The 25,190-nt window shown below is 42.5% G+C and carries 22 protein-coding genes; 20 read left to right on the top strand and 2 right to left on the bottom strand.

Translation table 11 applies throughout. The annotated features are described in order from the left end of the window. Positions 1-115 precede the first annotated feature (115 nt). The gene (locus tag H7992_RS18730) at positions 116-277 is read right to left on the bottom strand and encodes a hypothetical protein (protein ID WP_156476081.1); all 162 of its coding nucleotides are present in this window, start codon (positions 275-277) and stop codon (positions 116-118) included. 85 nt (positions 278-362) lie between these two features. Between H7992_RS18730 and H7992_RS18725 the strand changes: the two genes are divergently transcribed. After that, entirely contained in the window at positions 363-785 is a 423-nt protein-coding gene (locus H7992_RS18725) for a MarR family winged helix-turn-helix transcriptional regulator (RefSeq protein WP_187045550.1), read from the top strand. A 117-nt stretch (positions 786-902) separates the two neighbouring features. Continuing rightward, positions 903-1,925, top strand: coding sequence for an NADH:flavin oxidoreductase/NADH oxidase (locus tag H7992_RS18720; protein WP_067211988.1), 1,023 nt, complete (start codon positions 903-905; stop codon positions 1,923-1,925). A 210-nt stretch (positions 1,926-2,135) separates the two neighbouring features. Here H7992_RS18720 and H7992_RS18715 read toward each other — a convergent pair whose 3' ends face one another. Further along, the gene (locus H7992_RS18715) at positions 2,136-4,133 is read right to left on the bottom strand and encodes a methyl-accepting chemotaxis protein (RefSeq protein WP_187045549.1); all 1,998 of its coding nucleotides are present in this window, start codon (positions 4,131-4,133) and stop codon (positions 2,136-2,138) included. A gap of 251 nt (positions 4,134-4,384) precedes the next feature. Here H7992_RS18715 and flaG point away from each other — a divergent pair, with 251 nt between their 5' ends. From flaG to H7992_RS18625, 18 genes are all read left to right on the top strand, one after another. Beyond that, positions 4,385-4,756, top strand: a complete 372-nt coding sequence (gene flaG / locus H7992_RS18710) for a flagellar protein FlaG (protein WP_187045548.1) — start codon at positions 4,385-4,387, stop codon at positions 4,754-4,756. Between the two features lie 20 nt (positions 4,757-4,776). Further along, a complete protein-coding gene (fliD, locus tag H7992_RS18705; protein WP_187045547.1) occupies positions 4,777-6,282 on the top strand; it encodes a flagellar filament capping protein FliD in 1,506 nt (501 codons plus the stop codon). Positions 6,283-6,317: 35 nt separating this feature from the next. Further along, positions 6,318-6,719 (top strand): flagellar export chaperone FliS, encoded by a 402-nt coding sequence (fliS, locus tag H7992_RS18700; protein ID WP_187045546.1) that lies wholly within the window; start codon positions 6,318-6,320, stop codon positions 6,717-6,719. Next, a complete protein-coding gene (locus H7992_RS18695; RefSeq protein WP_187045545.1) occupies positions 6,716-7,072 on the top strand; it encodes a flagellar protein FliT in 357 nt (118 codons plus the stop codon). Before fliS ends, H7992_RS18695 begins: the two co-directional genes overlap by 4 nt. 415 nt (positions 7,073-7,487) lie before the next feature. Continuing rightward, on the top strand, positions 7,488-8,954 hold the full coding sequence (locus H7992_RS18690; protein ID WP_222617987.1) for a methyl-accepting chemotaxis protein: 1,467 nt from the start codon (positions 7,488-7,490) through the stop codon (positions 8,952-8,954). 476 nt (positions 8,955-9,430) lie between these two features. Then, a complete protein-coding gene (locus H7992_RS18685; protein ID WP_187045543.1) occupies positions 9,431-10,906 on the top strand; it encodes a methyl-accepting chemotaxis protein in 1,476 nt (491 codons plus the stop codon). A 63-nt stretch (positions 10,907-10,969) separates the two neighbouring features. Then, positions 10,970-11,365: a PilZ domain-containing protein gene (locus H7992_RS18680; protein ID WP_067211970.1), complete on the top strand. Its 396-nt coding sequence runs from the start codon at positions 10,970-10,972 to the stop codon at positions 11,363-11,365. 119 nt (positions 11,366-11,484) lie between these two features. Continuing rightward, complete coding sequence (gene hpf, locus H7992_RS18675; protein WP_067211968.1) at positions 11,485-12,051, top strand: ribosome hibernation-promoting factor, HPF/YfiA family; 567 nt, start codon at positions 11,485-11,487, stop codon at positions 12,049-12,051. A gap of 223 nt (positions 12,052-12,274) precedes the next feature. Next, the gene (gene secA, locus H7992_RS18670; protein ID WP_067211966.1) at positions 12,275-14,782 is read left to right on the top strand and encodes a preprotein translocase subunit SecA; all 2,508 of its coding nucleotides are present in this window, start codon (positions 12,275-12,277) and stop codon (positions 14,780-14,782) included. 38 nt (positions 14,783-14,820) lie between these two features. Further along, positions 14,821-15,922, top strand: a protein-coding gene (prfB, locus tag H7992_RS18665; protein WP_156476176.1) for a peptide chain release factor 2 whose coding sequence is annotated in 2 segments (ribosomal slippage) — positions 14,821-14,892 and positions 14,894-15,922 — 1,101 coding nt in all. Because the reading frame shifts where the segments join, the coding sequence is not laid out codon by codon here. Positions 15,923-16,247: 325 nt separating this feature from the next. After that, positions 16,248-16,589, top strand: coding sequence for a cytochrome c551 (gene cccB / locus H7992_RS18660; RefSeq protein ID WP_067211961.1), 342 nt, complete (start codon positions 16,248-16,250; stop codon positions 16,587-16,589). Between the two features lie 904 nt (positions 16,590-17,493). After that, complete coding sequence (gene ftsE, locus H7992_RS18655) at positions 17,494-18,177, top strand: cell division ATP-binding protein FtsE (protein WP_187045542.1); 684 nt, start codon at positions 17,494-17,496, stop codon at positions 18,175-18,177. Then, positions 18,167-19,051 carry a permease-like cell division protein FtsX gene (gene ftsX, locus H7992_RS18650; RefSeq protein ID WP_187045541.1) on the top strand — a complete coding sequence of 295 codons (885 nt, stop codon included), beginning with the start codon at positions 18,167-18,169 and terminating at the stop codon, positions 19,049-19,051. The genes ftsE and ftsX overlap by 11 nt, the downstream gene beginning before the upstream one ends. A gap of 34 nt (positions 19,052-19,085) precedes the next feature. Continuing rightward, positions 19,086-20,399 (top strand): murein hydrolase activator EnvC family protein, encoded by a 1,314-nt coding sequence (locus H7992_RS18645; protein ID WP_255428480.1) that lies wholly within the window; start codon positions 19,086-19,088, stop codon positions 20,397-20,399. Between the two features lie 121 nt (positions 20,400-20,520). Continuing rightward, positions 20,521-21,168 (top strand): hypothetical protein, encoded by a 648-nt coding sequence (locus tag H7992_RS18640; RefSeq protein ID WP_067211952.1) that lies wholly within the window; start codon positions 20,521-20,523, stop codon positions 21,166-21,168. Continuing rightward, on the top strand, positions 21,161-21,742 hold the full coding sequence (locus H7992_RS18635; protein ID WP_067211949.1) for a redoxin domain-containing protein: 582 nt from the start codon (positions 21,161-21,163) through the stop codon (positions 21,740-21,742). Before H7992_RS18640 ends, H7992_RS18635 begins: the two co-directional genes overlap by 8 nt. A gap of 73 nt (positions 21,743-21,815) precedes the next feature. Further along, on the top strand, positions 21,816-23,264 hold the full coding sequence (locus tag H7992_RS18630) for a S41 family peptidase (RefSeq protein ID WP_187045540.1): 1,449 nt from the start codon (positions 21,816-21,818) through the stop codon (positions 23,262-23,264). A 736-nt stretch (positions 23,265-24,000) separates the two neighbouring features. Continuing rightward, positions 24,001-25,170, top strand: coding sequence for a PDZ domain-containing protein (locus tag H7992_RS18625; RefSeq protein ID WP_187045539.1), 1,170 nt, complete (start codon positions 24,001-24,003; stop codon positions 25,168-25,170). Positions 25,171-25,190 lie beyond the last annotated feature (20 nt).

The following is a 25,190-nucleotide window of genomic DNA, read 5'->3' as shown; positions in this document are numbered from 1 at the left end:
TCTATATTTATCGTTTTTAAATCAATACAAAGAGCGCGTAGGATCATTAATAGATCCTAGGCGCTCTTGAAGTTTTATCAACTATTAATATGGAAACGTTGTCTAAAGTGGTGCTTCAATTCTTAACCTTAATCTGATTAACTACCTGACTCAATTCCTTACTTAACTTTGTCAGCATTTCTGTCGCATCTGTTACAGACTGAATCGCGCGAAGTTGTTCGTCTGTTGAAGCACTTACTTTATCACAGGCTGCTGTTTCTGGTGTCGTTGTCGCCATTGTTTGGATTGAGTATAACGCTTAGTTACTCTATAATTAAGTTTGAAGTACAGAATTATTTGACTTAGAATAGGTGGAATAGTATATGACAACTAATCATGATTTTATGAATTACTGGTTATCCATAGACTCAATACAAAATAAAGTGAAGAAAGAATTGGAAAACGTTCTGCAGGCTGAGTACAGTCTATCGCTAAAAGAATTCTACGTGCTTTATTATCTTTCCATGGCGCCTGACAAGAAATTGAGATTACAGCAATTGCAAGAGATGATTGGATTGAGTCAGAGTGCACTTTCCAGATTAGTGGGGAAGATGGAAGCGAAGAACTGCGGTGCGTTAGAAAAGCATGATTGTACAGATGACCGTAGAGGTACCTATACGCATCTTACAAACCTAGGTGAGCAGAAGCTACAAAAAAGTCTAGTCTCTTTCCGTGAAATACTTAGATTGCACCTCTCTGCTATTGATGTTGAAGGATTGATAAAACAATTAGTAGAAAAGCTATAAAATGCCATGTTCTATCGAAGTGCTCAATAGAAGCACTTTGATTTGACAAGGAGAATAGATAGCACTAATATATATGTATGTGTAATGCATATATATTTTAACGAGGGAGTTTTTGCAATGAAAGATTTGTTTAGTCCATACAAAATAAAGAATTTGGAGTTAAAAAACCGGGTTGTCATGCCACCGATGTGTCAATATTCCGTTGACCAGAAAGATGGCATTGCCAATGACTGGCATTATCTGCACTATGTCAACAGAGCAATCGGTGGAGCGGGTTTTATCGTGATTGAAATGACGGATGTAGAGCCTGATGGAAGAATTTCGGATTATGATTTGGGTTTATGGTCTGACGATCAAATCCCTGCGTTGGCGAAGATAGTGGAAGCTTGTCATCGCTATGGAGCTAAGGTTGGGATTCAGATTGCACATGCTGGTCGTAAAGCAGAAGATGCAGCTGTGCCTGTTGCGCCTTCTGCAATCGCATTCGACGAGAAGTCTAAAACACCAAGAGCGCTTTCAACAGATGAAGTAAAAGAGATGGTGGAGAAGTTCCGTAAAGCAGTAAGACGCGCGGTTGAGGCTGGATTTGATTCAATCGAAATCCACGGTGCTCATGGTTACTTAATCCATCAATTCCATTCTCCACTTACCAACAAAAGAGAAGATGAATACGGACAGGATCTAACCAAGTTTGGCCGCGAAGTCATTCTAGCAGCTAAAGCGGAAATGCCTGCCGATATGCCACTATTGATGCGTATCTCTGCAAAGGAATATGTAGAAGGTGGTTATGGAATAAACGAAAGTATTGCGTTCGCTCGCGTTTATCAGGAGGCTGGAGTGGATATGTTTGACGTCTCTTCTGGTGGAGAGGGTCAAATCGCAGCTTGGGGGAGACCAGGAACACATGTAGCTTACCAAGTACCGTTAGCTAGACAAATCAAAGAAGCGCTTCAGATACCAGTCATGGCTGTCGGTAGATTGGATGATCCAAATCTAGCCAATGCAATCATAGGGAATGAAGAAGCAGACCTTATTGCTGTTGGAAGAGGTATGCTGAGAAATCCTTATTGGACATTGGAAGCTGCTAAGCAATTGAGAAAAGAAACTGCAGTGCCGACACAGTACTTAGCAGGATTCTAATGAATTTAATTTCCACACTTATTATTACGCCATTCTGTGAATTCACTACAATTGTAAACTAATAAAATGAGGATCGGACATTTAGATGAATGTCCGATTTTTTGTGTTTTTGTTTGTCATCGTGTCATGCTCAGATACGGGTTACTACTAACAATTAGTCAAACAAAAAGCGCTCGAGACAGTAACTGTCTTGGGCGCTTTTGCAGTGTTCTAAACCTTAAATCGATTAACCGCCAAACTCAATTCCTCACTTAACTCCGTCAACGTCTCCGCTGCATCAGTTACAGATTGAATGGCGCGAAGTTGTTCGTCTGTTGAAGCACTGACTTCTTCGCATGCCGCGGCAGTTTCTTGTGAAGTTGCTGCCATTGTCTGGATTGTTTCAGCAACGTCGTCTTTGTGTGTCGCGACTTTCTGAATTTCTTCATACACTGCATCGATTGAATCTTGCATATCGGACATCAATGTTGAAATTTCTCCGAAAGTGATTTCCGTGTCATGTACGACTGTACCTTGGCGTTGGAAATTTTCACGTGTTTCGTTCATTTGCTCTGAGACAAGTCTAGATTCCATTTGAAGTTCCTGAACTGTCACTTTTACTTCTTCTGTTGAACGGGCCGATTGTTCCGCCAGTTTTCGTACTTCATCTGCAACGACTGCGAATCCTTTGCCGTGTTCACCTGCACGGGCTGCCTCGATGCTTGCATTTAATGCAAGCAGATTCGTTTGCGATGAAATCTGAGTGATCGTTTCCATGACTCCGCCAATCGCATTTACTTTACCTTCAAGTGTACCGATTACTTCGGACATGGACTGTAAATTGGTTTCCCAGTCATTGAAAGACAGTTTCAGCTCTTGCATTTGCCCTTGACCACTTGTATTCATTTTGTCGGCTTTCGTTGCAATGTCAGACATGACGACGGCCTTCGTAGTGATTTCATTAATTTGTTGGCCAAGAAGATAGGCTTTTTCTGTAACGATTTCAGCATCTTCCGCAGATTTTGAAGCGCCATGTGCAATTTCAGTCACTGCATGAGCAACTTCTTCCCCTGATGCATTCGTTTCTTCCGCAACAGCGCTTAAACTTTCGGAACTTGCCCGGACGTTCGCTGCGGAACCGTTGACGACAGTAATGATAGCGTTCATGTTGTCGATCATTGTATTGAAATTATCTCCAAGTTCGCCAATCTCATCATTTGTTTTGACCTCGGAACGAACTGTCAAATCACCTTGGGATACGGAATCCATGAGTGACTTTAGCTGGCCAAGTGGTTTGATGGTGTGACTAATGATGAAATAGAGCGCTGCGAAGATGACAAGCAACGTGACAAGTGCGACGACAATCATTGAAGTACGTAAGTTATTTGCCGCGGCATTGATATTTTTTTCATCATAGACGGCGGCAATTTTCCAACCGAACTTCGGTATTGTGGAATAAACGTTTATATAGGAGTTACTTTCATAATCGTAGTGGATGGCACCCTTTTCATTTCCACCTTTGTACATGTCCGCGATGAAAGGCTGGTCCATATAGTCAGCCCCTTGGCTTTCCGGGTGTGCGAGCACGATGCCTTCTTTATCGAGTAACATTGGGTAGCCTTTATAGCCGACATCACTGGAAGCTATTTTATCAGTCAATGCACCGAGTTGAATATCAAGGCCCATAACGCCAATTAATTTGCCATTTGATAGCACTGCTTTTGAGGCAGCGATGACCAATTCTCCAGTAGCGGAGTCGATGAAAGGACTAGACCATTGGACAACGTCTGGATGTTCAACCGCATTTTTATACCAATCCCGAGTGGTCGGGTCAAAATCTGCTCCGAGATCTGCATTCGGCATGATCATTATTTCTTTAGTCGGAAGGGTTAAATAGACGGAAGTTGTATCTTCGTAAAAGCCGAGGAAGCTCTCTAGTTCAGCTTCCAGTACAGAAATCGAATTGGTTGCTGTAGCATCTTCTTCAGGAAGTGTAAATCCCGTCACTGTAGGAGAGGTGGATAATTGTGCTATGCCTTTCTCGTACTGACCAAGAAAATTTTCGATTGCATAACCCATTTCATTGGTGAGTGCACCACTCGATTCGATAATACTTTCTTCGGTATTATTTTTCACTATCGTATTGCTAATGAAAGTCATAGTGGATACGCCGATGAGGAATAGCACCATTACTGTCATAATTATTTTTGTTCGGATGGATTTGAACATTTCTCTTGCACCTTCGCTTTCTCTTACATTAAATGAACTACTTTATATGCTTCGGCAATTATTCTTGTTTATTTAGATAGTAGATGAAATAAATAAGAGAGAATAGTAGTGTTGTATTATTTTCATTCAAACGGGCAAACATTACTTTGGAGGAAACCCAATACTTTTTTATTGCCAAATTACTTAACTTCCTTTTTGGTTTGCCGATATAAATCATAATGGAAGTTCTCAGGAACAGGGAGGTTTGAGGAATGGTAAGTCGTATGGATGGGGGAACTACGATGCATCATGCAAGCGTTTCAGTTGAAAAAGTAGCATTGAACAAGGAAGTTACGGTGGTACCAGTGCAAGCCGTTGTAGAGAAAGTGCAACCGCAAGCTGACCAAGAACAACAATTACCTGCCGATAAAGCAAAGCAAATGACGGACAGCATGAACACATTTTTGGAAAGTGCGAATACGCAATTACGTTTCAAGTTTCATGAAAAGCTCAATGAATACTATGTAACAATTGTCGATTCGAAAACTGACGAAGTTATCCGAGAAATTCCATCTAAAAAATTGATGGACATTCATGCGGCAATGCGTGAATTTGTAGGTTTGCTCGTAGACCGAAAAATATAATATGAAGGTGTGAAGGATATATGAAAATTAGTGGACTAGCTACTGGGATGGATACAGAGACGATTATTAAGAATTTAATGGATGCGAATCGTATACCGCTTGATAAAATTACACAGAAGAAACAATACATGCAGTGGCAACTGGATGATTATCGTGCGACAAACCGTAAGCTCTTCGATTTCAGCCAAAAAACGCTAGACACGATGATTCTTTCAACATCATTTGCACAGAAAACGGTAAGTGTATCATCACCGGATGATGTTGCGATTAAGAATATGAGTTCTACTAGTGATTTTTCGGGATCTCTTCAGATTCATCAGTTGGCTAAAAATGCTACGATGCAGAGTAAATCGACTAGTAGTGCCCCGGAAAATAGGGTTCTGGCAGAAGGATTAGGTACGGATCAAAAATTAAGTGATCTTGGATTGACAGGCAAGCAGACGATTGAGATAGAGGCAATGAATAATAAAGGTGTGATGGAGAAAAAATCGGTCATAATTGACGACTCAGATGAGACACTTCAATCACTTCTGAATAAAATTAATAGTGGGACAGATGTAAATGCTTTTTATGATGCACATACAGGACAAATCGCTATGACCTCTAAACATGGTGGTGCCGGGGGAATTGCGATAACAGATGGGGCTTTGAAGACGGTCTTAAAATTTGACGGTGCCCTTAGTATTCCGGGTCAAAATGCAGATTTCACATTAAATGGCCTTAGAACAGAACGCCCATCCAATACATTCCAAATCAATGGTTTTGAGATGACGTTAAAGCAGGTCACGGGAGAACCTGATATACCTGGAGTCGTCGGGAAAACGATAACATTCAGTTCCGCACCAGATACTGAAAAAATCTTTGACTCCGTCGTTAAATATATCGATGAATATAATAAACTTATCGAAGACTTAAACAAACAAGTCCGCGAAACAAAATATCGTGATTTCCATGCACTTTCTGCTGAACAGAAGAAAGAAATGACGGATAAAGACATTGAACTATGGGAAGAAAAAGCGAAAAGTGGTACGCTCCGTAATGACTCTGATATTACAAGCATGTTAAATAAGATGCGGACTGCTCTTACGGGGGCTGTTGGCGAAAACGGTATGACATTGAAAGATATTGGTATTACAACATCAAAAAATTATCTGGATAATGGAAAGCTTGTTATTAACGAAACAGATCTAAAAAAAGCGATTAATGACGATCCAAATAAAGTGCATGAGCTGTTTGCGAAAGACGGTGGAACTAATGCAGCGGAAAATGGATTTGCACGTAGACTTCGTATGATTGTAGATGACAGTCAGAAAGTCATAGCGAAGCGTGCCGGCAAAGTTGGGGATGTCAACGACACATTCACACTAGGGCGTAATATGAAGGATATGGACAAGCAAATCGAACGTTTTGAGGAGCGTTTGCTACAGGTTGAAAGTCGCCTTTGGAAACAATTCAATGCAATGGAAAGTGCAATTCAGCGTTTAAATTCACAATCGGCCAGTATTATGAGTTCATTTGGCGGCTGAACTACAGCGTAGATATAAAAGGAGACAGATCATAAATGGCTATTAATAACCCTTATGCAACTTACCAGAACAACACAGTGAAAACGTCAACTCCTGGTGAACTAACACTCATGCTCTACAATGGCTGTTTGAAATTCATAGTCCAGGCAAAAAGGGCAATGGCAGATAACAATATCGAAGAAAAGAACAAGTCGGTCCAAAAAGCCCAGGCTATCATTTCAGAACTTATGCTAACGCTGGACAAGTCATACCCGGTTGCCGCAAACATGCTTGTGCTGTATGAGTTCGCAAATAGCCGGTTAGTCGACGGCAATATTAAAAACGATAGCGCTATGTTTGATGAAGCCTCTTCTATCATTACAGAATTTCGTGATACTTGGAAGCAGGTTATTCAGATTAACCGGCAAAAACAGTATGCGAATGTGGATGAAATATGATTCGGCCCGCCCTGACTGCTTGGCGTGATGTCACGATGAAGTTGTTGGCATTGTCGGCGAAGAAAACTTCAGAAGAGCAGCGCGATGAGGCGATTCTGAGCATTGAAGGATTTCTTGATGATCGTGATAAGCTGCAACCGCATATTGCTGCACCGTTCACACCAGAAGAAGAAGCGCTTGGTAAGGAACTCGTGAAACTAGAAACCAATGTTCAAAAGGAATTAGACTTGTTTAGACGACAGATTCGCGTGGATATTTCTGGCACTCAATCGAAAAAAGGCAATATGAAAAACTATCTTAATCCCTACAGCAATGTAGCGCGTGATGGTACGTTTTACGATACGAAGCAATAAATGGACCTTGGTAGGGATCTTTTGTCTACCGAGGTTTTTCTTTTGTATAAAACGACTATAAATATAGTATGGACAATTCGAGTGCTGACTGCAGAGTTTGCGTAGATTATCGAACAGAATACAGCTGCAATTGATGAGTTGGATGTAACATGGACAGAACTTGCTTAAGAACAATAACAACTTTCGTCATATTTCGACGAAATACACGAGGAAGCGATACGGATTAGGAATTGACGCTACTATGTCATTTAAAGTCGGGAAGCATGAAATTTGCTTTCCGACTTTTTTAGTTATACATAACACGGTGAAATAGTTAGTTACACCCATATGAATGAGTATTCATTAATGGTACATTTTACTTACAATAGTTTTTGATATATTTAAAAAATAATTGATGTTTAAGGAGAGGCTACTGATGACTATTAACCAATTGAAGCGACAAGATTGGCTTCGAAAAAACCAGATTATGATTATTGGATTTGCACTTGCTGCAGGACTTGGCTTAATTGCACAACTTATTCAGCAGTCGCCTATAGCTATCCTTTTATCCGTTGCAATTCCTTTTGTATGCGCAATCCTATGCTATTTTCTTAGTACTAAAATTGAAATTCTATCACGAATTCTTCCCTATTTATTGCTCGTTTTAAATTTTTCCATTGCGATGGGCGTCATCTTTTTTTCAGAAGCGAATCTAGGAACAATAGGTATTATTCTTCTTCTTTTAATCCTTGGTTCAATTCACGGCAAGTTGTTGATCATGGCATTTGGTTTTGTGTTGAGCCTGATTGCGATTATGATAAATAATTTATTGTTCACGGCTCCGGAACTTGTAGAGGAAAGTGGAAAGAATCTTGCCATTCTTTTTTTCCTATCAGGAATTATCTTATTCCTTCTTGTTCGTCAAAATAGGCGGGTATTCAGGCATATTGAACAACTTGTCGAACTAACAGAACTTAAGGTGCACGAAGAAGGAGCACTTGCTGAAAAGCTTGACGAGGCGGTTGGAAAGATTACATCAAACCTTGCGTATCTTCGTTTAAATTCGGAGACATCTGCCACATCGCAGCTTGAAATGCTTGCGGCTGTTAATGAAGTAAGTGTCGGAAGTCAACATCAGGCGGATCATATTTCAGATATCGCGGAAAATGCGGAGCACACTTACGAATCGGTTCAAGTCATTGCAGAAGGCTTAGGTGAGGTCGTGATTCAGGCGAATGAAGCAGGCCGAAAAGCCGAAGATGGCACTATGAAAATTGCGCAGTTAAATGAAAGCATTGATTCTTTCACTACTTTTTTTACTGATCTAAATGAAACGTTTGATATATTATCAAGTAAAATTGACGAAACGAACGTTTTCGCAAGTGCCATTAAAGCCATCACGGAACAGACAAATTTACTTGCGCTAAACGCTTCGATTGAAGCTGCGCGTGCAGGAGAACAAGGAAAAGGGTTTGCGGTAGTTGCGGAAGAAATTCGGAAATTGGCCGGACTTACAAGAGAGACCTTAACTAAAATTGATGCAAACTTGATAGAAGTGAACAATTACAACGAAATAGCCGTTAAAAAACTTGGAGATGGACTGGAGCAAGTGACGATGCAGACTGCAGTAGCAGACGAGTCTAGTGCGTCCTTTATAGATTTGTTTGAAACGATGACGAAGTTGCAGAAGGTATTATCGATTTTCATCCAAGACTTCGGCAAAATTACGGAAGACAGTGCATTAATTCAGGAACGGACGATGGATTTTGCGGCGATTGTCGAGCAAAGTACCGCGGCTGTGGAAGAATTGAATGCTACGTTGACCGAACTGACTGAAGAACAACAGCAAATCGCCACGTATATCAATGAAACACATGAGGAAGCTGTTCGGATAAGAAACTAATGCAATGTTGTCCCGTTTTTTGGGGAGGGAGTTTTCTGCTGCATAGGAAGTTATGGAATTATTGGCCAGTCGTACGTTGTATATGATTGGTTGGCATGATATATGATCGGTTGTGCGTTGCTTATGATTGGTTGGCGTGATATATGCTCGGTCGTGCGTTGCTTATGATTGGTTAGCGTGTTATATGCTTGGTTGTGCGTTGTATATGATTGGTTAGCGTGATATATGATCGGTTGTGCGTTGTATATGATTGGTTAGCGTGATATATGATCGGTCGTGCGTTGCTTATGATTGGTTAGGCTGATATATGCCAGTCGTACGTTGTATATGATTGGTTAGGAAGAAATATGCTCGGTTGTGCGTTGCTTATGATTGGTTAGGAAGAAATATGCTCGGTTTACAGTAATATGTTGGATAATTCAATCAACGGTAAGCGAGATAGGTATATAGATAGGAACTTCTAAGGGGGATTATGAATGCACACTGTGGATACCATGCGGCAGAAGGAATTTTCGAATAAGAACTTCATACTATTTATAACACTTGGTGGCTCTAGTTTCATCGGTTTGATTTTTTATTTTGTTACGGGGCAAGGTATGCTGAAGACAGTGAGTATGGCGATACCGGTTGTTGTTACGTTATTGTTTTATGCATTGGCGAAAAAGGTCGCTATTTTTGAACGCATGTTTCCATGGATTGTCCTAGGCGTGACGGGATTTGCCGCGATATTGAATGGGGTTATAGGGGAACCATCTGTTGCGACAGCTGGAATCGCGTTTTTCATAGCAGGTATTGCAAGTGTTCATTTATCCATGCGGATTATGACCTATGGTTTTGCGCTGTCCCTTGCTGTTCTGGTCGTATTTTTAATGAACTATCCGTATCAAGAGCAAATTGCAGCGAGCAAAGGAAGTTTGGCGCTTGTGCTGATCTTGATGTCAGTGGGGCTGTTCATCCAAATAAAGCAGACGAAAAAGCTGGAAATGCAAGTCGATTTGTTCACGACTGAGCAGGCAGCACACACGCTTTTAGAAGAGAGCAAGCATCGTTCGTTGAATGAAGGGATTGAACAGGTTGCAGCTGATTTGACGGCGATTGGTGAGACGGCTGGACGACATTTGGAAGCACAGAAGGAACTGTTGACAATTATGGATGGCGTTTCAGCAAGTGTTGAACAGGAAGCATTTCAAATTGCGAACATCGCAAAAAATGCACAACGCACGCAAGATGATGTAGCTGATATGCACAAGGAAACGCATCTTATGAATGAAGACACAGCTAGTCTTCGCGCTGAATCTGCTGACATGGTGGAAGTTATGCAAAACTTGCGTACAGGTATGCAAGAAGTGGAAGTCTATCTCACTGATTTGAACGGATCATTTGATGCGCTTACTGAGAATATCGAGAAGACGAATGCGCTTGCCAAGTCGATTGAGACGATTACTGGACAAACGAATCTTCTTGCATTGAACGCGTCGATTGAAGCGGCTCGTGCGGGAGAGCACGGCAAAGGGTTTGCGGTTGTCGCGGATGAAATCAGGAAACTTGCTGGATTAACGGCGGTGACATTGGTTGAAATAAATGGCAATTTGGAAAACGTCAACACGATGAATGATCGCTCGCGTGCCAATTTGACGAACAGTACAGGAAAACTTGTTACACAGGCAGCATTGTCGGTGGATGCTGAAATGAAAATCGGACTCATGCACAACACATTGAGTGACCTTCACCGGAAGTTTGGCATGTTTGACGACAAGATGGCTTCAATTACAAAGGAAACGACGGACATCGGGCGTATGACAAGCTCATTTGCTGACTTACTGACCGAATCGAGTGCATCACTGGAAGAAGTGAACGCTACGATTCATGGAACGGTTGCAGACAATGAGCAGATTGTGACGACGCTGGACGGGACAATGCGAAGAACGGCAAGCTTGGCTGAAGTTCGTTGAAAGTTAAGTAGTCTGCTATAATGAGAGAAACAAATCTTGGTGCGTTAGAACGGAGTGGAGAAGATGCTTTATAAACGGACTGAATATTTTAGGTATACATTTGGGGAACCGCTTGTAGCTGAATTCCGGATTGTCGTTGAAAATGGAACGGATATAGAATCGAGCCCGGGCGAATGTCATTTCTTGGACATCAGTCCTGGTGGTGCAAAGCTTTTTGCGAAGTTCGATATTCCTCTTGAACGTGAATCTGTCCGCTTGCATATCAAATTCACACTTTATGAAAAATTAATCGACCTGCAAGGCGTAATTGTGTGGAAGAAGCCATATAGTGGGGGATACATGTACGGTTATGATTTTGATGAAAACGTAGAAATTGAACATTTAATCGTCGAAGAGCTTAAACTTCGCAGACGCTCTGAAAGTGCATTGGGTAGCGCTATAAAGGACGAAAAAAAGTGATTTTTGAACGTATTCGTCACAAATCGACAATATATTTAATTTTCTAAATGTTTTTAGAAGGACTTTATGGGGAATGTGTAGAAGTGTACTGTATAGGTTAACTTAAAGGAGGAGTTCATATGTTAGATTTTAATATTCGCGGTGAAAATATCGAGGTAACTCCGGCAATTCGTGAACATGTCGAGAAGAAATTGCAAAAAATCGAAAGATACTTCGATGAAAATGCGAACGCAACTGCACATGTGAATTTGAAAGTTTACAATGATAAGCAAACTAAAGTGGAAGTAACAATTCCTATGAAAAACTTAACGCTTCGTGCAGAGGAACGTCATAACGATTTATATGCAGCTATCGACTTGATTGTTGACAAGTTAGAGCGTCAAATTCGAAAATATAAAACAAAAGTAAACCGTAAGTTCCGTGAACGTGAAGGCGTTGCAGCATTCTTCGCATCAGTCAATAAAAGCGAAGAGAAAAACAGTGATGCAAATGGGGAAGAAGATCAGGCATTTGCGATCGTCCGAACTAAGAATTTTGATCTAAAACCGATGGACCAAGAAGAAGCAATTCTTCAAATGAACATGCTTGGCCACGATTTCTTCGTCTTCACAGATTCCGATTCTGATGGAACAAACATCGTTTATAAACGTAGCGATGGTAAATATGGCTTAATTGAAACAAGCTGAATAGATAATTGAGTTTGGAAGACCCCTAAGCGGGAATACTGCTTAGGGGTCTTATTTTGATTTCCAATAGTGGGGGACGAGCGGAAAAACCTATTATACCCGCGTATTATGGTACTCCCATCACGCAATACAAAATTTCCTTAATGTGTTTTGGCTAGACCATTTGCACCGTGCAATTCACAGTGTTAAAATGAAGGGTGAACCTAATGAGGATGTGACCTAAATGCTTAGCGTATTGAATAAAATGTTTGATATGAATAAACGAGATTTGAAGCGTCTTGACAAGATTGCGGACAAGGTCGAAGCGCTTGCAACACAAATGGAACAGCTTACGGATGAACAACTGACAGCAAAAACAACTGAATTCAAAGAACGTTTCTTAAAAGGAGAAACGCTTGATGATCTTCAAGCTGAGGCTTTTGCAGTCGTTCGCGAAGCGTCGAAACGTGTTCTTGGCATGTATCCATTCCGTGTGCAAATTATTGGGGCTGCTGCTTTACACGAGGGCAATATCGCGGAGATGAAAACCGGTGAAGGGAAGACGTTGACGTCAACGCTTTCGGTTTATTTGAACGCACTTGCGGGTCAAGGCGTACACGTTGTAACCGTGAACGAATACCTTGCAAGTCGTGATGCGACGGAAATGGCGCTACTTTATGAGTTTCTCGGATTCTCAGTTGGTCTGAACTTAAATAGTTTATCGAAAGAAGAGAAACGGGAAGCGTACAGTGCGGATATCACGTATAGCACGAACAACGAACTCGGTTTCGATTACTTACGTGATAACATGGTGCTTTATAATGAACATAAAGTGCAGCGTCCGCTGTTCTACGCAGTTATAGATGAGGTTGACTCGATCTTAATTGACGAAGCGCGTACACCACTAATCATTTCAGGGCAAGCTGCGAAAGCGGCAGAATTGTATCGCTTGGCAAATAAATTTACACAATCACTTAAAAAAGAAGAAGATTATTCATATGATGAGTCGACGAAAGGTGTCGTCTTGACAGAAAGTGGTATCGAGAAATCGGAAGCTGCATTCAGTATTGATAACTTATTCGATTTGGAACATACGACACTTAATCATGCGATTAACCAATCGTTGAAAGCACATGCGAGTATGCATATTGATGTCGATTATGTTGTTCAAGAAGGCGAAGTCGTCATTGTCGATTCATTTACAGGACGTCTTATGAAAGGTCGTCGCTACAGTGATGGACTTCACCAAGCGATTGAAGCAAAAGAAGGCCTAGAAGTTCAGAATGAAACGATGACTCTTGCAACAATTACATTCCAAAACTACTTCCGTATGTATGACAAACTGTCTGGTATGACTGGGACAGCGAAAACGGAAGAAGAAGAATTCCGTAATATTTACAACATGAACGTCATTGCTATTCCGACGAATCGTCCGCTAATCCGTGATGACCGTGCAGATCTTATTTACTCTTCAATGGAAGGTAAATACCAGGCGGTTGCGGAAGACATCAAAGAACGGAATGACAAAGGGCAACCAGTTCTTGTTGGTACAGTTGCAATTGAAACGTCTGAGATTATTTCGAAGCATTTGACAAAATACGGTGTGAAGCATAATGTTTTAAATGCGAAAAATCACAGTCGTGAAGCGGAAATCATTTTGGAAGCCGGTCATAAAGGCGCTGTAACAATCGCGACGAATATGGCGGGCCGTGGTACGGATATTAAACTTGAAGAAGGCGTGCAGGAACTTGGCGGTCTCGCGGTTCTTGGTACAGAACGACATGAGTCGCGTCGAATTGACAACCAGCTACGTGGACGTTCTGGTCGTCAAGGGGATCCGGGTGTAACGCAGTTCTATTTATCGCTTGAAGATGAATTAATGCGCCGTTTCGGTTCAGACCAAATGAAGTCGATGATGACGAAACTTGGTATGGACGACACGACGCCAATTCAGTCGAAAATGGTATCGCGTTCGGTTGAATCTGCTCAGAAACGGGTAGAGGGAAATAACTTTGATGCACGGAAACGTTTGCTGCAGTATGATGATGTATTACGCCTGCAGCGTGAAATCATCTACAAAGAACGGAATGAAATTCTAGAGTCAGAAAATATTCGTGGCGTACTAGAGAAAATGCTGTCGAATGTAATTGCAAATGCTGTGGCAATTCATACGACGGAAGAAAAAGAAAGCGATTGGAATCTAAAAGGACTCGAAGATTTCTTGGGCGCAAATATACTCCCAGACGGTCGTATAACAACTGTGGCTATGGAAGAGAAATCGGTTGAGGAATTGACGTCGTTAATCCAAGAAGCTGTTACTGAACGGTACGATGAGAAGGAAGAAGAAATGTCGGAAGAGCGCATGCGTGAATTCGAAAAAGTCGTCTTGCTTCGTGCCATTGACTCGAAATGGACAGATCATATAGACGCGATGGATCAATTGCGTCACGGTATCCATTTACGTGCATATGGTCAAACTGATCCGCTTCGTGAGTACCAGGCGGAAGGATTTGCAATGTTTGAGGAAATGGTCGCATCGATTGAAGCCGATTCAGCGAAGTATGTGATGAAAGCAGAAATCCGCAACAACCTTGAACGTGAAGAAGTTGTTAAAGCACAGGCCGTTAATCCGAAAGAGGATGGCGAGCAAGTGCGTAAGAAACCAGTGCGTCGCGCAGTAAACATCGGTCGTAACGATCCATGCCCATGCGGCAGCGGGAAGAAATATAAAAACTGCCACGGTAATGCATAAGTTACCGGGCAACCCAAATTCAGGAGGAAACTATTATGATGGAATTATCCGATGTACGCAACGAGCTCGACAAATCAGCTAAGAAATTAGCGGACTTTAGGGGGTCTCTTTGACTTAGAAAACAAAGAGGCACGAATTCAAGAGTTAGATGAAGCAATGCTAGAGCCAGGTTTCTGGGATAGCCAGGAAGGTGCACAAAAAGTAATCTCCGAGTCGAATGCGTTGAAAGACGTTGTCGGCGAGTACACGGAGTTGACTGATGAACAGGAAAACCTTGAAATGACGCTTGAACTATTACGCGAGGAAAACGATGCAGAGATGCAAGAAGATCTTGGCGTAGAGTTGAAGGGATTCAAGAAGAAGCTCGATGAATTCGAACTGCAAATGCTACTCAGTGATGAATTTGATGCGAATAGTGCGGTTCTTGAACTTCATTCGGGTGCAGGCGGTACGGAATCCCAGGATTGGGCTTCTATGTTGCTTCGCATGTACACACGTTGGGCTGAACATCGCGGCTTCAAAGTCGAAACACTCGACTACCAAGCCGGAGACGAAGCTGGCGTGAAATCCGTAACATTGGCAATTAAAGGCCATAACGCATATGGTTATTTAAAAGCAGAAAAAGGCGTTCATCGCCTCGTTCGGATTTCTCCGTTTGACTCATCAGGCCGACGGCATACCTCATTCTCTTCAATAGAAGTAATGCCGGAGTTTGAAGGCGAAGTTGACATTGACCTTAAAATGGAAGATGTTAAAATCGATACGTACCGTTCAAGCGGTGCGGGTGGACAGCACGTCAATACGACAGATTCAGCAGTCCGTATGACGCATCTTCCAACTGGAGCAATTGTTACATGTCAGACAGAACGTTCACAAATTAAAAACCGTGATCGCGCAATCAATTTATTGAAAGCGAAGATTTACCAGATCAGAGTCGAAGAAGAAGAAGCACGTCTTCTTGAAATTCGGGGAGATCAAAAAGAGATCGGTTGGGGAAGCCAGATCCGTTCATACGTTTTCCACCCGTATTCCATGGTAAAAGATCACCGGACGAGTGCAGAAACAGGAAACGTCAGTGCGGTAATGGATGGCGATATCGACCTGTTCATCAATGCTTACTTACGTTCACGGATATCTTAATAAAACGAAATGAAAAGGAGTGCACTTCGGTGCGCTTTTTCATTTGCCCGCATCTTTAATGAAAAAAATGGATAGTCCTATAAAGAGGTTTTGGAAGCATGGATTATGTGTATATTAACTAATACAGACGTATTTTTAATGTTATTAGTCGTTTGCACGTCTAATAATGGAGTTCACAAAGTTGAGACAAACTGTAGTGGAGGTTGAGAAGACGCTATTTGTCGACGGTTTGATGAATTTAGGGTAATCCCTAGGTGATTTTAATGCACGTTGTTTTGGTATACTTAGGTAGGCAGTACAATAATTCATAAATGGAGGTAAGAAAATGAAAACTAAGTTTTTAGCAATTATGTTGGGAGCTGTTCTTGTCCTTGGGGCATGTGGCGGCGACAAAGCAAAAGAAGAAGATAAGGGTACAACAGGTACTGGTAATGAAACAGCATCAGTAGACGTTGAAAAAGTGGTTAGCACGAGCTGTATCGCTTGTCACGGCGGTAACCTTGAACTTAAAGGCGGCGTGGGTCCCGATCTATCAAAAGTTGGTGACCATATGTCTGAAACAGAAATCCATGACGTAATCATCAACGGCCGCGGCAGTATGCCACCTGGTCTTATCAAAGGTGAAGAAGCAGACGCAGTTGCAAAATGGCTTGCTGAGAAAAAATAATATTTACAATGAAACCGCAACTGGGCGATATGCCTGGTGCGGTTTTTTTGTTTATTGACGGGATGGGTGGGGTTTGTCGGGAGAGTATGTCGACTTGCCGTGACAGTTCTGCGGTTAGTCCTCAGAGTTTGCAGAAATACCATGACAGTTTAGTGTTGCCCTTAGAGTATGTCGAAATGCCGTGATAGTTCTGCGGTAAGCCCTCACAGTTAGCAGAAAAGCCATGACAGTTCGACAGTAAGCCCTCACAGTTAGCAGAAATACCATGACAGTTTGGCGTTGCCCTTAGAGTATGTCGACTTGCCATGACAGTTCGACAGTAAGCCCTCACAGTTAGCAGAAAAGCCATGACAGTGTGGCGCTGCCCTTAGAGTATGTCGGCTTGCCATGACAATTTGGCAGTAAGCCCTCAGAGTTAGCAGGAAAGCCATGACAGTTAGACGTTGCCCTTAGAGTATGTCGACTTGCCGTGACAATTTGGCAGTAAGCCCTCAGAGTTAGCAGAAAAGCCATGACAGTTAGACGTTGCCCTTAGAGTATGTCGAAATGCGGTGACAGTTCGCCAATAAGCCCTCACAGTTTGCAGAAAAGCCATGACAGTTAGACATAGCTCCCGCATTTCCCCCACAGTTCAACGGCACTCTTCATCATTTGATAAAACCATCCGCTAGTTCAAATATTATTGCCAATAAAAAGAGGAGTTACCTCCTAAAGGTCGAATACAAACAAGTGAGTTGGTCTTTTGGTCTACTAGTTCTACTGTATAATAGTACTACGTTCTATATTTATCGACGTTATATTCAAGTTTTAATTGAAACACAACTGTAATACTTAGAAAGGTGAATCATGTTATAATGGGGCTGTTGGAAAAAAAGAGAGACAAAAATATTCAGGTGGTTTTAGAATGATTGTGATGAAAAATGTCTACAAAAAGTATCCGAACGGTGTCGTAGCAGCAAATGGCATTAACATCGAAATCGACCGGGGAGAATTTGTTTACGTGGTCGGTCCGAGTGGTGCAGGTAAATCGACATTTATTAAAATGATGTATCGTGAAGAAAGACCATCAAGTGGAGAAATTCTTATTAATGGTATAAATCTTGCAACATTGCGTAACAAACGTGTACCCCAATTGCGCAGGCAGATTGGTGTCGTTTTTCAGGACTTTAAATTATTACCTAAATTGAATGTTTACGAGAATGTGGCGTTTGCGCTCGAAGTCATTGAAGCACCGCCAGCAGAAATACGAAAAAAAGTGAACGATGTTCTTGCGCTTGTCGGACTTACGCAAAAAGCGCGGATGTTCCCGAACGAATTATCAGGTGGAGAAGAGCAACGTGTTTCCATCGCGAGGTCAATCGTCAATGTACCGAAAGTTGTCATTGCAGATGAACCGACAGGAAATCTTGACCCTGAAACATCATGGGAGATCATGAGGATCTTCGAACAGATTAATGCTCGTGGAACGACGATTGTCATGGCCACCCATAATAGGGAGATTGTTAACGCTATAAAACACCGTGTTATCGCAATAGAAGGCGGACTCATTACCCGTGACGAATACGGAGGTGAGTACTATGAAGGCTAGAACATTCGGTCGGCATGTACGCGAAAGCTTCAAAAGTATTCGCCGTAACAGCTGGATGACATTTGCGTCAGTCAGTGCTGTTACTGTCACCCTCCTGCTTGTCGGTGTATTCATCGTGATTATGATGAATTTTAATCATCTCGCGCAAAGTATCGAGAATGACGTGGAAATTAAAGTGGTTGCGGATCCAGCTGCAGATAAGTTGATAATTAAAGAGCTGGTAGAAAAAGTTCGTTCGACAGATGGCGTTCTCGAAGTGGTCTATTCGTCGAGAGATGCTGAGCTAGACAAGATGATAAAATCATTTGGTGACGAACTTAGTTTATATAAACAGAGCAATCCGCTTGGCGATGCACTTTATGTAAAAGCGAAGGATCCACAACAGACTGCTACTATTGCTAAGAAAATTGATACATACGACTATACATATGAGGTCGTGTATGGCGAAGAAAAAGTGGAGAAACTCTTCAATGTACTTAACCTGAGCCGGAATATCGGTATTGTTTTGATATTGGCACTGTTATTCACGGCGATGTTCCTTATTTCGAACACGATCCGAATAACTATCGTTGCTAGAAGAACTGAAATTGAAATTATGAAATTAGTCGGAGCGACGAATAACTTCGTGCGTATTCCGTTTTTGTTGGAAGGAATGTGGCTTGGCATTTTGGGGGCATTAGCTCCAATGCTCATCATTTCTATATCCTATTACAAACTATTCGAGCTTTTGGAACCGAAGCTACAAGGAGAATTGTTCCAATTACTAAACACGACACCATTTATAATCCAACTGAATGGACTGATTCTGTTTATGGGGATCTTTATTGGTATTTGGGGCAGCTTTATGTCTGTGCGTAAATTTCTTAAAGTGTAAGTGATAGATAGAGTGTGAGAGGGGAACTGGGAAGTTGAATAGATATAAAAAGCTGTTGTCAGGTACAATTGCAATCGTTTTCCTGTCCACTATTATTAGTGGAGCGGGAGTTTTAGCGAGTCCTTTGGATGACCTGAAAAAAGAACAGAAATTACTTGATAAGAAGAAAAGCGAATTGAATACGGGAATTAGTAAAAAGAATACTGAAATTAAAAGCAAAAAAACGACTATCGAAAAAATTACGGATCAAATTTTAGCACTTAACGCTAAAATAAACGAATCCAATGAACAGATTAACCGTGTTATCGGACAAATAAATAAAACAACCGAAGAAATTGATGCGTTACGCATTTCAATTGCTGATCTTGAAAAGAAAATTGAAGAGCGTGACGTGGTATTGCGTGAACGTGTTCGTGCTATGCAAGTAAAAGGCGGACAAGTTAGCTATCTTGACGTTCTTCTCGGAGCCAATAGTTTTGCAGATTTCATAGACCGTTTTTCAGCTGTCAATTCTTTAATGGATGCAGACAGAAGTATTATGGAGCAACAAGCGAGTGATATTGCGCAGCTTGAAGAAGAAAAAGCACTTGTCGAGTCAAAACTTGCCAAGCAGGAAGCCGCTAAAAAAGAACTTCAAAACTTGAGAGCATCTCTTTTAGCACAGAAAAGTGATAAGAATAAGTTAATCGATAAACTAGAAGCAGAACAACAGAAATTAGCCAACGAAAAAGAAAAGCTAGAAGTTGATTTTCATGAAACTTATGAAGTTAGTAAGGATGTTGAAAAGAAAATTATAACAGAACAAAAACGTATTGCTGAAATTGCGCGTCAAGCTGAAATTGCACGTAAAGCAGCGGCAGCTCAAGCCGCGAAAGACAGACAAAATAGTAGTGGTAGTGGGGGTTCATCTACTTATCTTCCACCCGTCTCAAATGGGACATGGACGAAACCTGCTTCCGGAACTTACACGTCGTCATTCGGTTGGAGAACGCATCCAATTTACGGCACTCAAAGGCAGCACCGTGGAGCCGACATTGCGAATAGCACTGGAACATCTGTTGTATCGGCGGGTGATGGTGTTGTTTCCCACGCCGGACCAATGGGAACTTACGGCAATGTAATCATGGTGACACATTCAATTGATGGGCAGATTTTCACAACAGTTTATGCACATTTGTCCAGCATTAATACAAGCGCTGGTCAGCAAGTTGCGAAAGGCCAGTTCATCGGGAAGATTGGAACCACAGGCGCATCGACCGGGCCTCACCTCCATTTTGAAATGCATATCGGAAACTGGTCTGCATCTGGACCAAGTGCCGTGAATCCATTACGTTATGTATCATTCTAACTAATTGTGTCCGCCTCAAGACTGAGGCGGATTTTTTTTGTTTCTTTCAACTAGAATGATGGCTTTCGATGCTATTTTTGGATACGATTATGGTATTAGGTGTTGAAGGGGGCAAATGCGAATGCCAGTCACTTCATTTTTCACGATAGGAAGCCTTAGTGTTCCCTCGTCTTGGATTGCCCTCATGGTAGCATTTGTTGTTGCATATAGTGCAGTTCGGTTCAGATTTGGGAAGAAGCAGGCGGAAATCATAGGAGATGCGTTCTTTTACTTGGTGATTGTTTGGAAATTGAGTATAGTACTCACTGATTTCAATTCGGTTCTTCGGTCACCACTTGCGATTGTTTATTTCCACGGTGGGGCAGTCGGTTTTTACTTGGGGCTGCTATTTATTGCCGGGAAGACCTTATGGGACATGAAGAAGGGGCGGCTTGATGCTAATGGATTTCGGGCACTTTTTACGGGTGCAGTTTTAGTTCAAGTTGTGTATCAGGTGATAATGGTTTTATTGAATGAAGGCGAAATGATTGCGCAAGTAGTAACGGTAGTTGTATTTGGGTTATTCGCGGTATTTTTCTGGATGAATAGTGGGAAAGCGGATAATTGGCCGGTTCAACTTGCACTTGTGTTTATGGCGGTTCATGTTTTTGTGGCTGCCGTCCAACCAGATGAATTTATTCAGACACCGCTTATTACGACTGTAGTCATGGGATTGTTTTTTGTGATTGTGTTTATGCGAAAGTTAGATTGGAGGGATATCTATGAATAAGAAAACACTCGGATTCATCATAGCTGTACTGCTTATCGGATCGATGGTGGTCATTATGGTGAAATCGAATTTGGATAAACCAAAACCAATTGATGAATTTCTGATTGGTGCCGACTTTAGTGCATTAGACGATGAGCCTGGTTTGGAAAAAGGTTCGGTTCCGCCTGACTTTGAACTGTCTACGATGTCTGGTGATGTGGTGAAGTTATCGGATTTGAAGGGCAAAAAAGTAATATTAAATTTCTGGGCTTCGTGGTGTGGTCCATGTAAGGCGGAAATGCCGCATATGCAGAAATACTATAAGAAATATAAGGATACCGATAATGTGGAAATTATTGCGGTCAATTTGACGACGGAGGAAAGGCGCGGCCTTAAGGGTGTTGAGGAATTCATCAAACTCTATGGATTAACGTTCCCGATTCCGCTGGATAAAGAAGGTACTGTTATCGATGATTATCGGATTATCCCAATTCCAACAACGTTTATGATTGGCACTGATGGTAAAATCAGTCAGAAAATTGTTGGGCCGATGGATGAAAAAGCATTGAGGAGCCTTGTTAAGAATTTAGATTGAAGAAAGCCGGTTTTCTGCTGTCGTAATGTTCCTTTATCGTTCATATAGTGGACGGAGGAGGGGACATTGCATTATGCAGAGAAGCCGGTTTATGTTATTCGTCATACTGGCCGCTTTGGCGACGGTCGTCTTTCTTCTGTTGGATGGTTGTGCAGGAGAAGGAAGTGCTAAGAAGGAAGAGGGGACGCTAAGTGCGTCGTTTCCGGTAATCGATGAAGCGTTCAACGTCATCAAGAAACAAGGCGTATACCCAGTGGATAAGGACAGGTTGATTGAAGGGGCGCTGCGCGGAATGGCGGATGTCATCGGCGATCCGTATTCGACGTATCTGTCGCAGGAAGAGGCGGCCGCCCATAAGGAATCGCTGGCAGGAGAGCGAATCGGGATCGGTGCTGAAATTACGCGCTCGAATGGGAAATACATCATTGTGGCTCCGGTGAAAGGGTCTCCAGCTGAAAAAGCGGGTTTGCAGCCGTATGACGAAATCGTTCGTATTGACGACGAGCGAATTGAAGGGGAATCACTGCAAGACGTTGTACAGCGAATCCGCGGTAAGAAAGGGACAACGGTTTCCATGACGATTTTCAGACCTGATTTGGATAAGCATATCGAAGTGTCGGTCGTGAGGGACAGTATTCCTGTAAAAACTGTATCCACTGAAATAATTGAAGAGCGTGGACAGAAGATCGGTTACATATCGATTACGATGTTCGGCAATGAGAGCCGCCAAGAGTGGCTGGATGCAACAAACAAGCTTATTAAGGACGGGGCACAGTCACTGATTATCGATGTGCGCGGCAACCCCGGCGGTTACCTGCATACTGTTGGCGGCATCGTGGGCAGTTTAGTGAAGAAAGATACGACTTTTGCCTATATGCAAGATGCGGCTGGAACGCTGGAACCGCTCGTTACGGAAAAGACCGACAAGTTTCCATATGATGAAAAGCTGCAAAAAATGCCGATTGTTTTACTGCAGGATAAAGGCAGTGCCTCCGCAAGTGAAGTGATGAGCGCTGCATTGAAAGATTTAAAAAGAGGCTACATCATTGGTGCAACGAGTTTCGGAAAAGGAACGGTTCAAGAAACATTGGACTTGTCAAACGGTGGAGAGATGAAGTTGTCGACTCATAAATGGCTCACACCAAAAGAAAAGTGGATTCACGGAAAAGGTGTGAAAGAAGACCTTGAAGTTGTTCAAAGTGAATTGTTTGGCGAGCATATCCGACTCGTCACAGAAGTCTATACGGAAGGCGATTATCACGACGATATCGCTTATGGCCAGAAGTTGCTGACGGGCCTAGGATATAGTGTCGCTCGAAACGACGGATTTTTTGATGAATCAACTTCTCGTGCAGTTAGCGCTTTTCGGGAAGATGCTGAAGTAGAAGCGGGACCGACCATGGATCGATTATTCTTCTCAACGGTAAAAATTAAAGTGGAAGAATTCCGAAACGACCGTAAAAATGACGATCAGCTGCAAATGGCAATTGGCTATATCCATCATATAGTAGCTGGAAAGTAAAAGTTGACTCCCGACATTACGATGTCGGGAGTTTTTTTGTTTTATTTGTTTTATTGGATGAGATGGATGGCAGGTGGCCATGACTTCGGGGAGACTAGCCATGACTTCAAGGGGAAGAGCCATGACAAAGTCGATATTTGCCCTTACTAACTTTGTCGGCCATGACTTCGCGTGGGATAGCCATGACCTCAAGGAGAATAGCCATGACAAAGTCGGTATTTGCCCTTACTAACAGGTGCGGCCATGACTTCGGGGGGGATAGCCATGACTTCCAGGAGACTAGCCATGACAAAGTCGATATTTGCCCTTACTAACAGGTGCGGCCATGACTTCGCGGGGGATAGCCATGACTTCAAGGAGACTAGCCATGACAAAGTCGGTATTTGCCCTTACTAACATTAGCGGCCATGGCTTCGGGGGGGATAGCCATGACTTCAAGGAGACTAGCCATGACAAAGTCGGTATTTGCCCTTACTAACTTTGGGGGCCATGACTTCGCGTGGGATTGCCGTGACTTCAAGAAGACTAGCCATGACAAAGTCGATATTAGCCCTAACTAACTTTGATGGCCATGACTTCAAGGGGAAGAGCCAAGACTATCGCCTACACAACACCAAAACTATAAGCGGTTTTTACCATTTAATGAATAATTCAATACCGTTTCACATAGAGCAGGATTCTTTTGTTACAATGTAGAAACATGATAGTGTAAACGAAGATTGGATGGTGACGGTTCGTGTCCGAGAAAACGATGTTTGACATAGTAGAAGCGGTTGCGCTGTTTTTCCTGAATCCATTATTCATAGCGGTTCTTTTTACAGCAGTTGGAGTTGGGTATTTCCGTGTAAAAAAAGAGCGTCGGAGTTTCAAAGTCCGATTGTTGCCGGGGTTAACAGAATTAAAGCGGCTATTGGCGGAGTCATGGCCCTATGCGCTCGTACTGTCCGTTTTGATTTCCGGGGCAGGTTTGCTAGCAGATCCGGGTTGGCTTGTGCTATTTTCAGCGTCAGCACTTATTGCACTGCTGACATTCTATTATAAAGTGACTTCACCGATTTATTTTGCGTCTGCGGCTTTTTTCGCTCTTTATTTCATAGAAAAGTATATGGCGAATTTCTCGTTTCGTGGCTGGACACCAGGGCAGGCGGATTTACTTGGCGATCTTGCGGTAACGATTCCAGTCATCGCTGGGTTATTCTTAATTGTTGAAGGACTTCTTATTAGACGTCATACGATCCGGTATGCGTCGCCGTCCTTGATGCATACAAACCGTGGACTGCGTGCTGCAGCCTTCAAGACGAAGCGGCTATGGCTGTTGCCAGTAGTATTTCTGGTGCCAGGGGATATGATTTCGGCTTTCTTACCATATTGGCCGCAATTCACATTTGGAGAGAGTGCATTCAGTTTTGTTCCGGTTCCTGTTATAATCGGATTTTCACAAGTGGCTCGCTCGCTGTATCCAGATGTTTTATTTCCGAAAATTGGCCGCGCTATCGTTTGGACAGGCGGTATTGTCGTTATCGTAGGGCTTGCTGCATTATGGCTTCCGATTTTAGGATGGGTAGCTTTACTGCTAGGGGTAGTGTGTCGCGCCGCCATTTCCATTACGGCTTCGGTACGTGACAGGCAAGGTGGGTTCGCTGTTGCGCCGCGTCCAGCGGGGGTTGTCATCGCGGGCGTTGTACCAGGATCTCCAGGAGAAAAAATGGGGCTTCTGCCGGGTGAATACATTCGTGCTGTAAATGGTCTTCAGGTAAGCAACGAGAAAGAACTATACGACGCGATTCAGCTAAATGCTGCACATTGTCGCTTGCAAGTGATTGATCGTAACGGGGAAGTTCGGCTTATGCAACAGGTTATTTATCGACATGACCACCATCGCCTAGGACTTCTCGTCGTTCGGTAAACATCGAGTGAACGATTACT

The sequence above is a fragment of the Sporosarcina sp. resist genome (assembly GCF_014302295.1).
GTDB classification, from domain to species: domain Bacteria; phylum Bacillota; class Bacilli; order Bacillales_A; family Planococcaceae; genus Sporosarcina; species Sporosarcina psychrophila.
This window is presented reverse-complemented; position numbering and strand designations above follow the sequence as displayed.

Excerpts from the sequence above, each read along its gene's own strand:
- H7992_RS18730 (WP_156476081.1), bottom strand. The coding sequence starts at position 277 with ATGGCGACAACGACACCAGAAACAGCAGCCTGTGATAAAGTAAGTGCT.
- H7992_RS18725 (WP_187045550.1), top strand. The coding sequence starts at position 363 with ATGACAACTAATCATGATTTTATGAATTACTGGTTATCCATAGACTCA.
- H7992_RS18720 (WP_067211988.1), top strand. The coding sequence starts at position 903 with ATGAAAGATTTGTTTAGTCCATACAAAATAAAGAATTTGGAGTTAAAA.
- H7992_RS18715 (WP_187045549.1), bottom strand. The coding sequence starts at position 4,133 with ATGTTCAAATCCATCCGAACAAAAATAATTATGACAGTAATGGTGCTA.
- flaG (WP_187045548.1), top strand. The coding sequence starts at position 4,385 with ATGGTAAGTCGTATGGATGGGGGAACTACGATGCATCATGCAAGCGTT.
- fliD (WP_187045547.1), top strand. The coding sequence starts at position 4,777 with ATGAAAATTAGTGGACTAGCTACTGGGATGGATACAGAGACGATTATT.
- fliS (WP_187045546.1), top strand. The coding sequence starts at position 6,318 with ATGGCTATTAATAACCCTTATGCAACTTACCAGAACAACACAGTGAAA.
- H7992_RS18695 (WP_187045545.1), top strand. The coding sequence starts at position 6,716 with ATGATTCGGCCCGCCCTGACTGCTTGGCGTGATGTCACGATGAAGTTG.
- H7992_RS18690 (WP_222617987.1), top strand. The coding sequence starts at position 7,488 with ATGACTATTAACCAATTGAAGCGACAAGATTGGCTTCGAAAAAACCAG.
- H7992_RS18685 (WP_187045543.1), top strand. The coding sequence starts at position 9,431 with ATGCACACTGTGGATACCATGCGGCAGAAGGAATTTTCGAATAAGAAC.
- H7992_RS18680 (WP_067211970.1), top strand. The coding sequence starts at position 10,970 with ATGCTTTATAAACGGACTGAATATTTTAGGTATACATTTGGGGAACCG.
- hpf (WP_067211968.1), top strand. The coding sequence starts at position 11,485 with ATGTTAGATTTTAATATTCGCGGTGAAAATATCGAGGTAACTCCGGCA.
- secA (WP_067211966.1), top strand. The coding sequence starts at position 12,275 with ATGCTTAGCGTATTGAATAAAATGTTTGATATGAATAAACGAGATTTG.
- cccB (WP_067211961.1), top strand. The coding sequence starts at position 16,248 with ATGAAAACTAAGTTTTTAGCAATTATGTTGGGAGCTGTTCTTGTCCTT.
- ftsE (WP_187045542.1), top strand. The coding sequence starts at position 17,494 with ATGATTGTGATGAAAAATGTCTACAAAAAGTATCCGAACGGTGTCGTA.
- ftsX (WP_187045541.1), top strand. The coding sequence starts at position 18,167 with ATGAAGGCTAGAACATTCGGTCGGCATGTACGCGAAAGCTTCAAAAGT.
- H7992_RS18640 (WP_067211952.1), top strand. The coding sequence starts at position 20,521 with ATGCCAGTCACTTCATTTTTCACGATAGGAAGCCTTAGTGTTCCCTCG.
- H7992_RS18635 (WP_067211949.1), top strand. The coding sequence starts at position 21,161 with ATGAATAAGAAAACACTCGGATTCATCATAGCTGTACTGCTTATCGGA.
- H7992_RS18630 (WP_187045540.1), top strand. The coding sequence starts at position 21,816 with ATGCAGAGAAGCCGGTTTATGTTATTCGTCATACTGGCCGCTTTGGCG.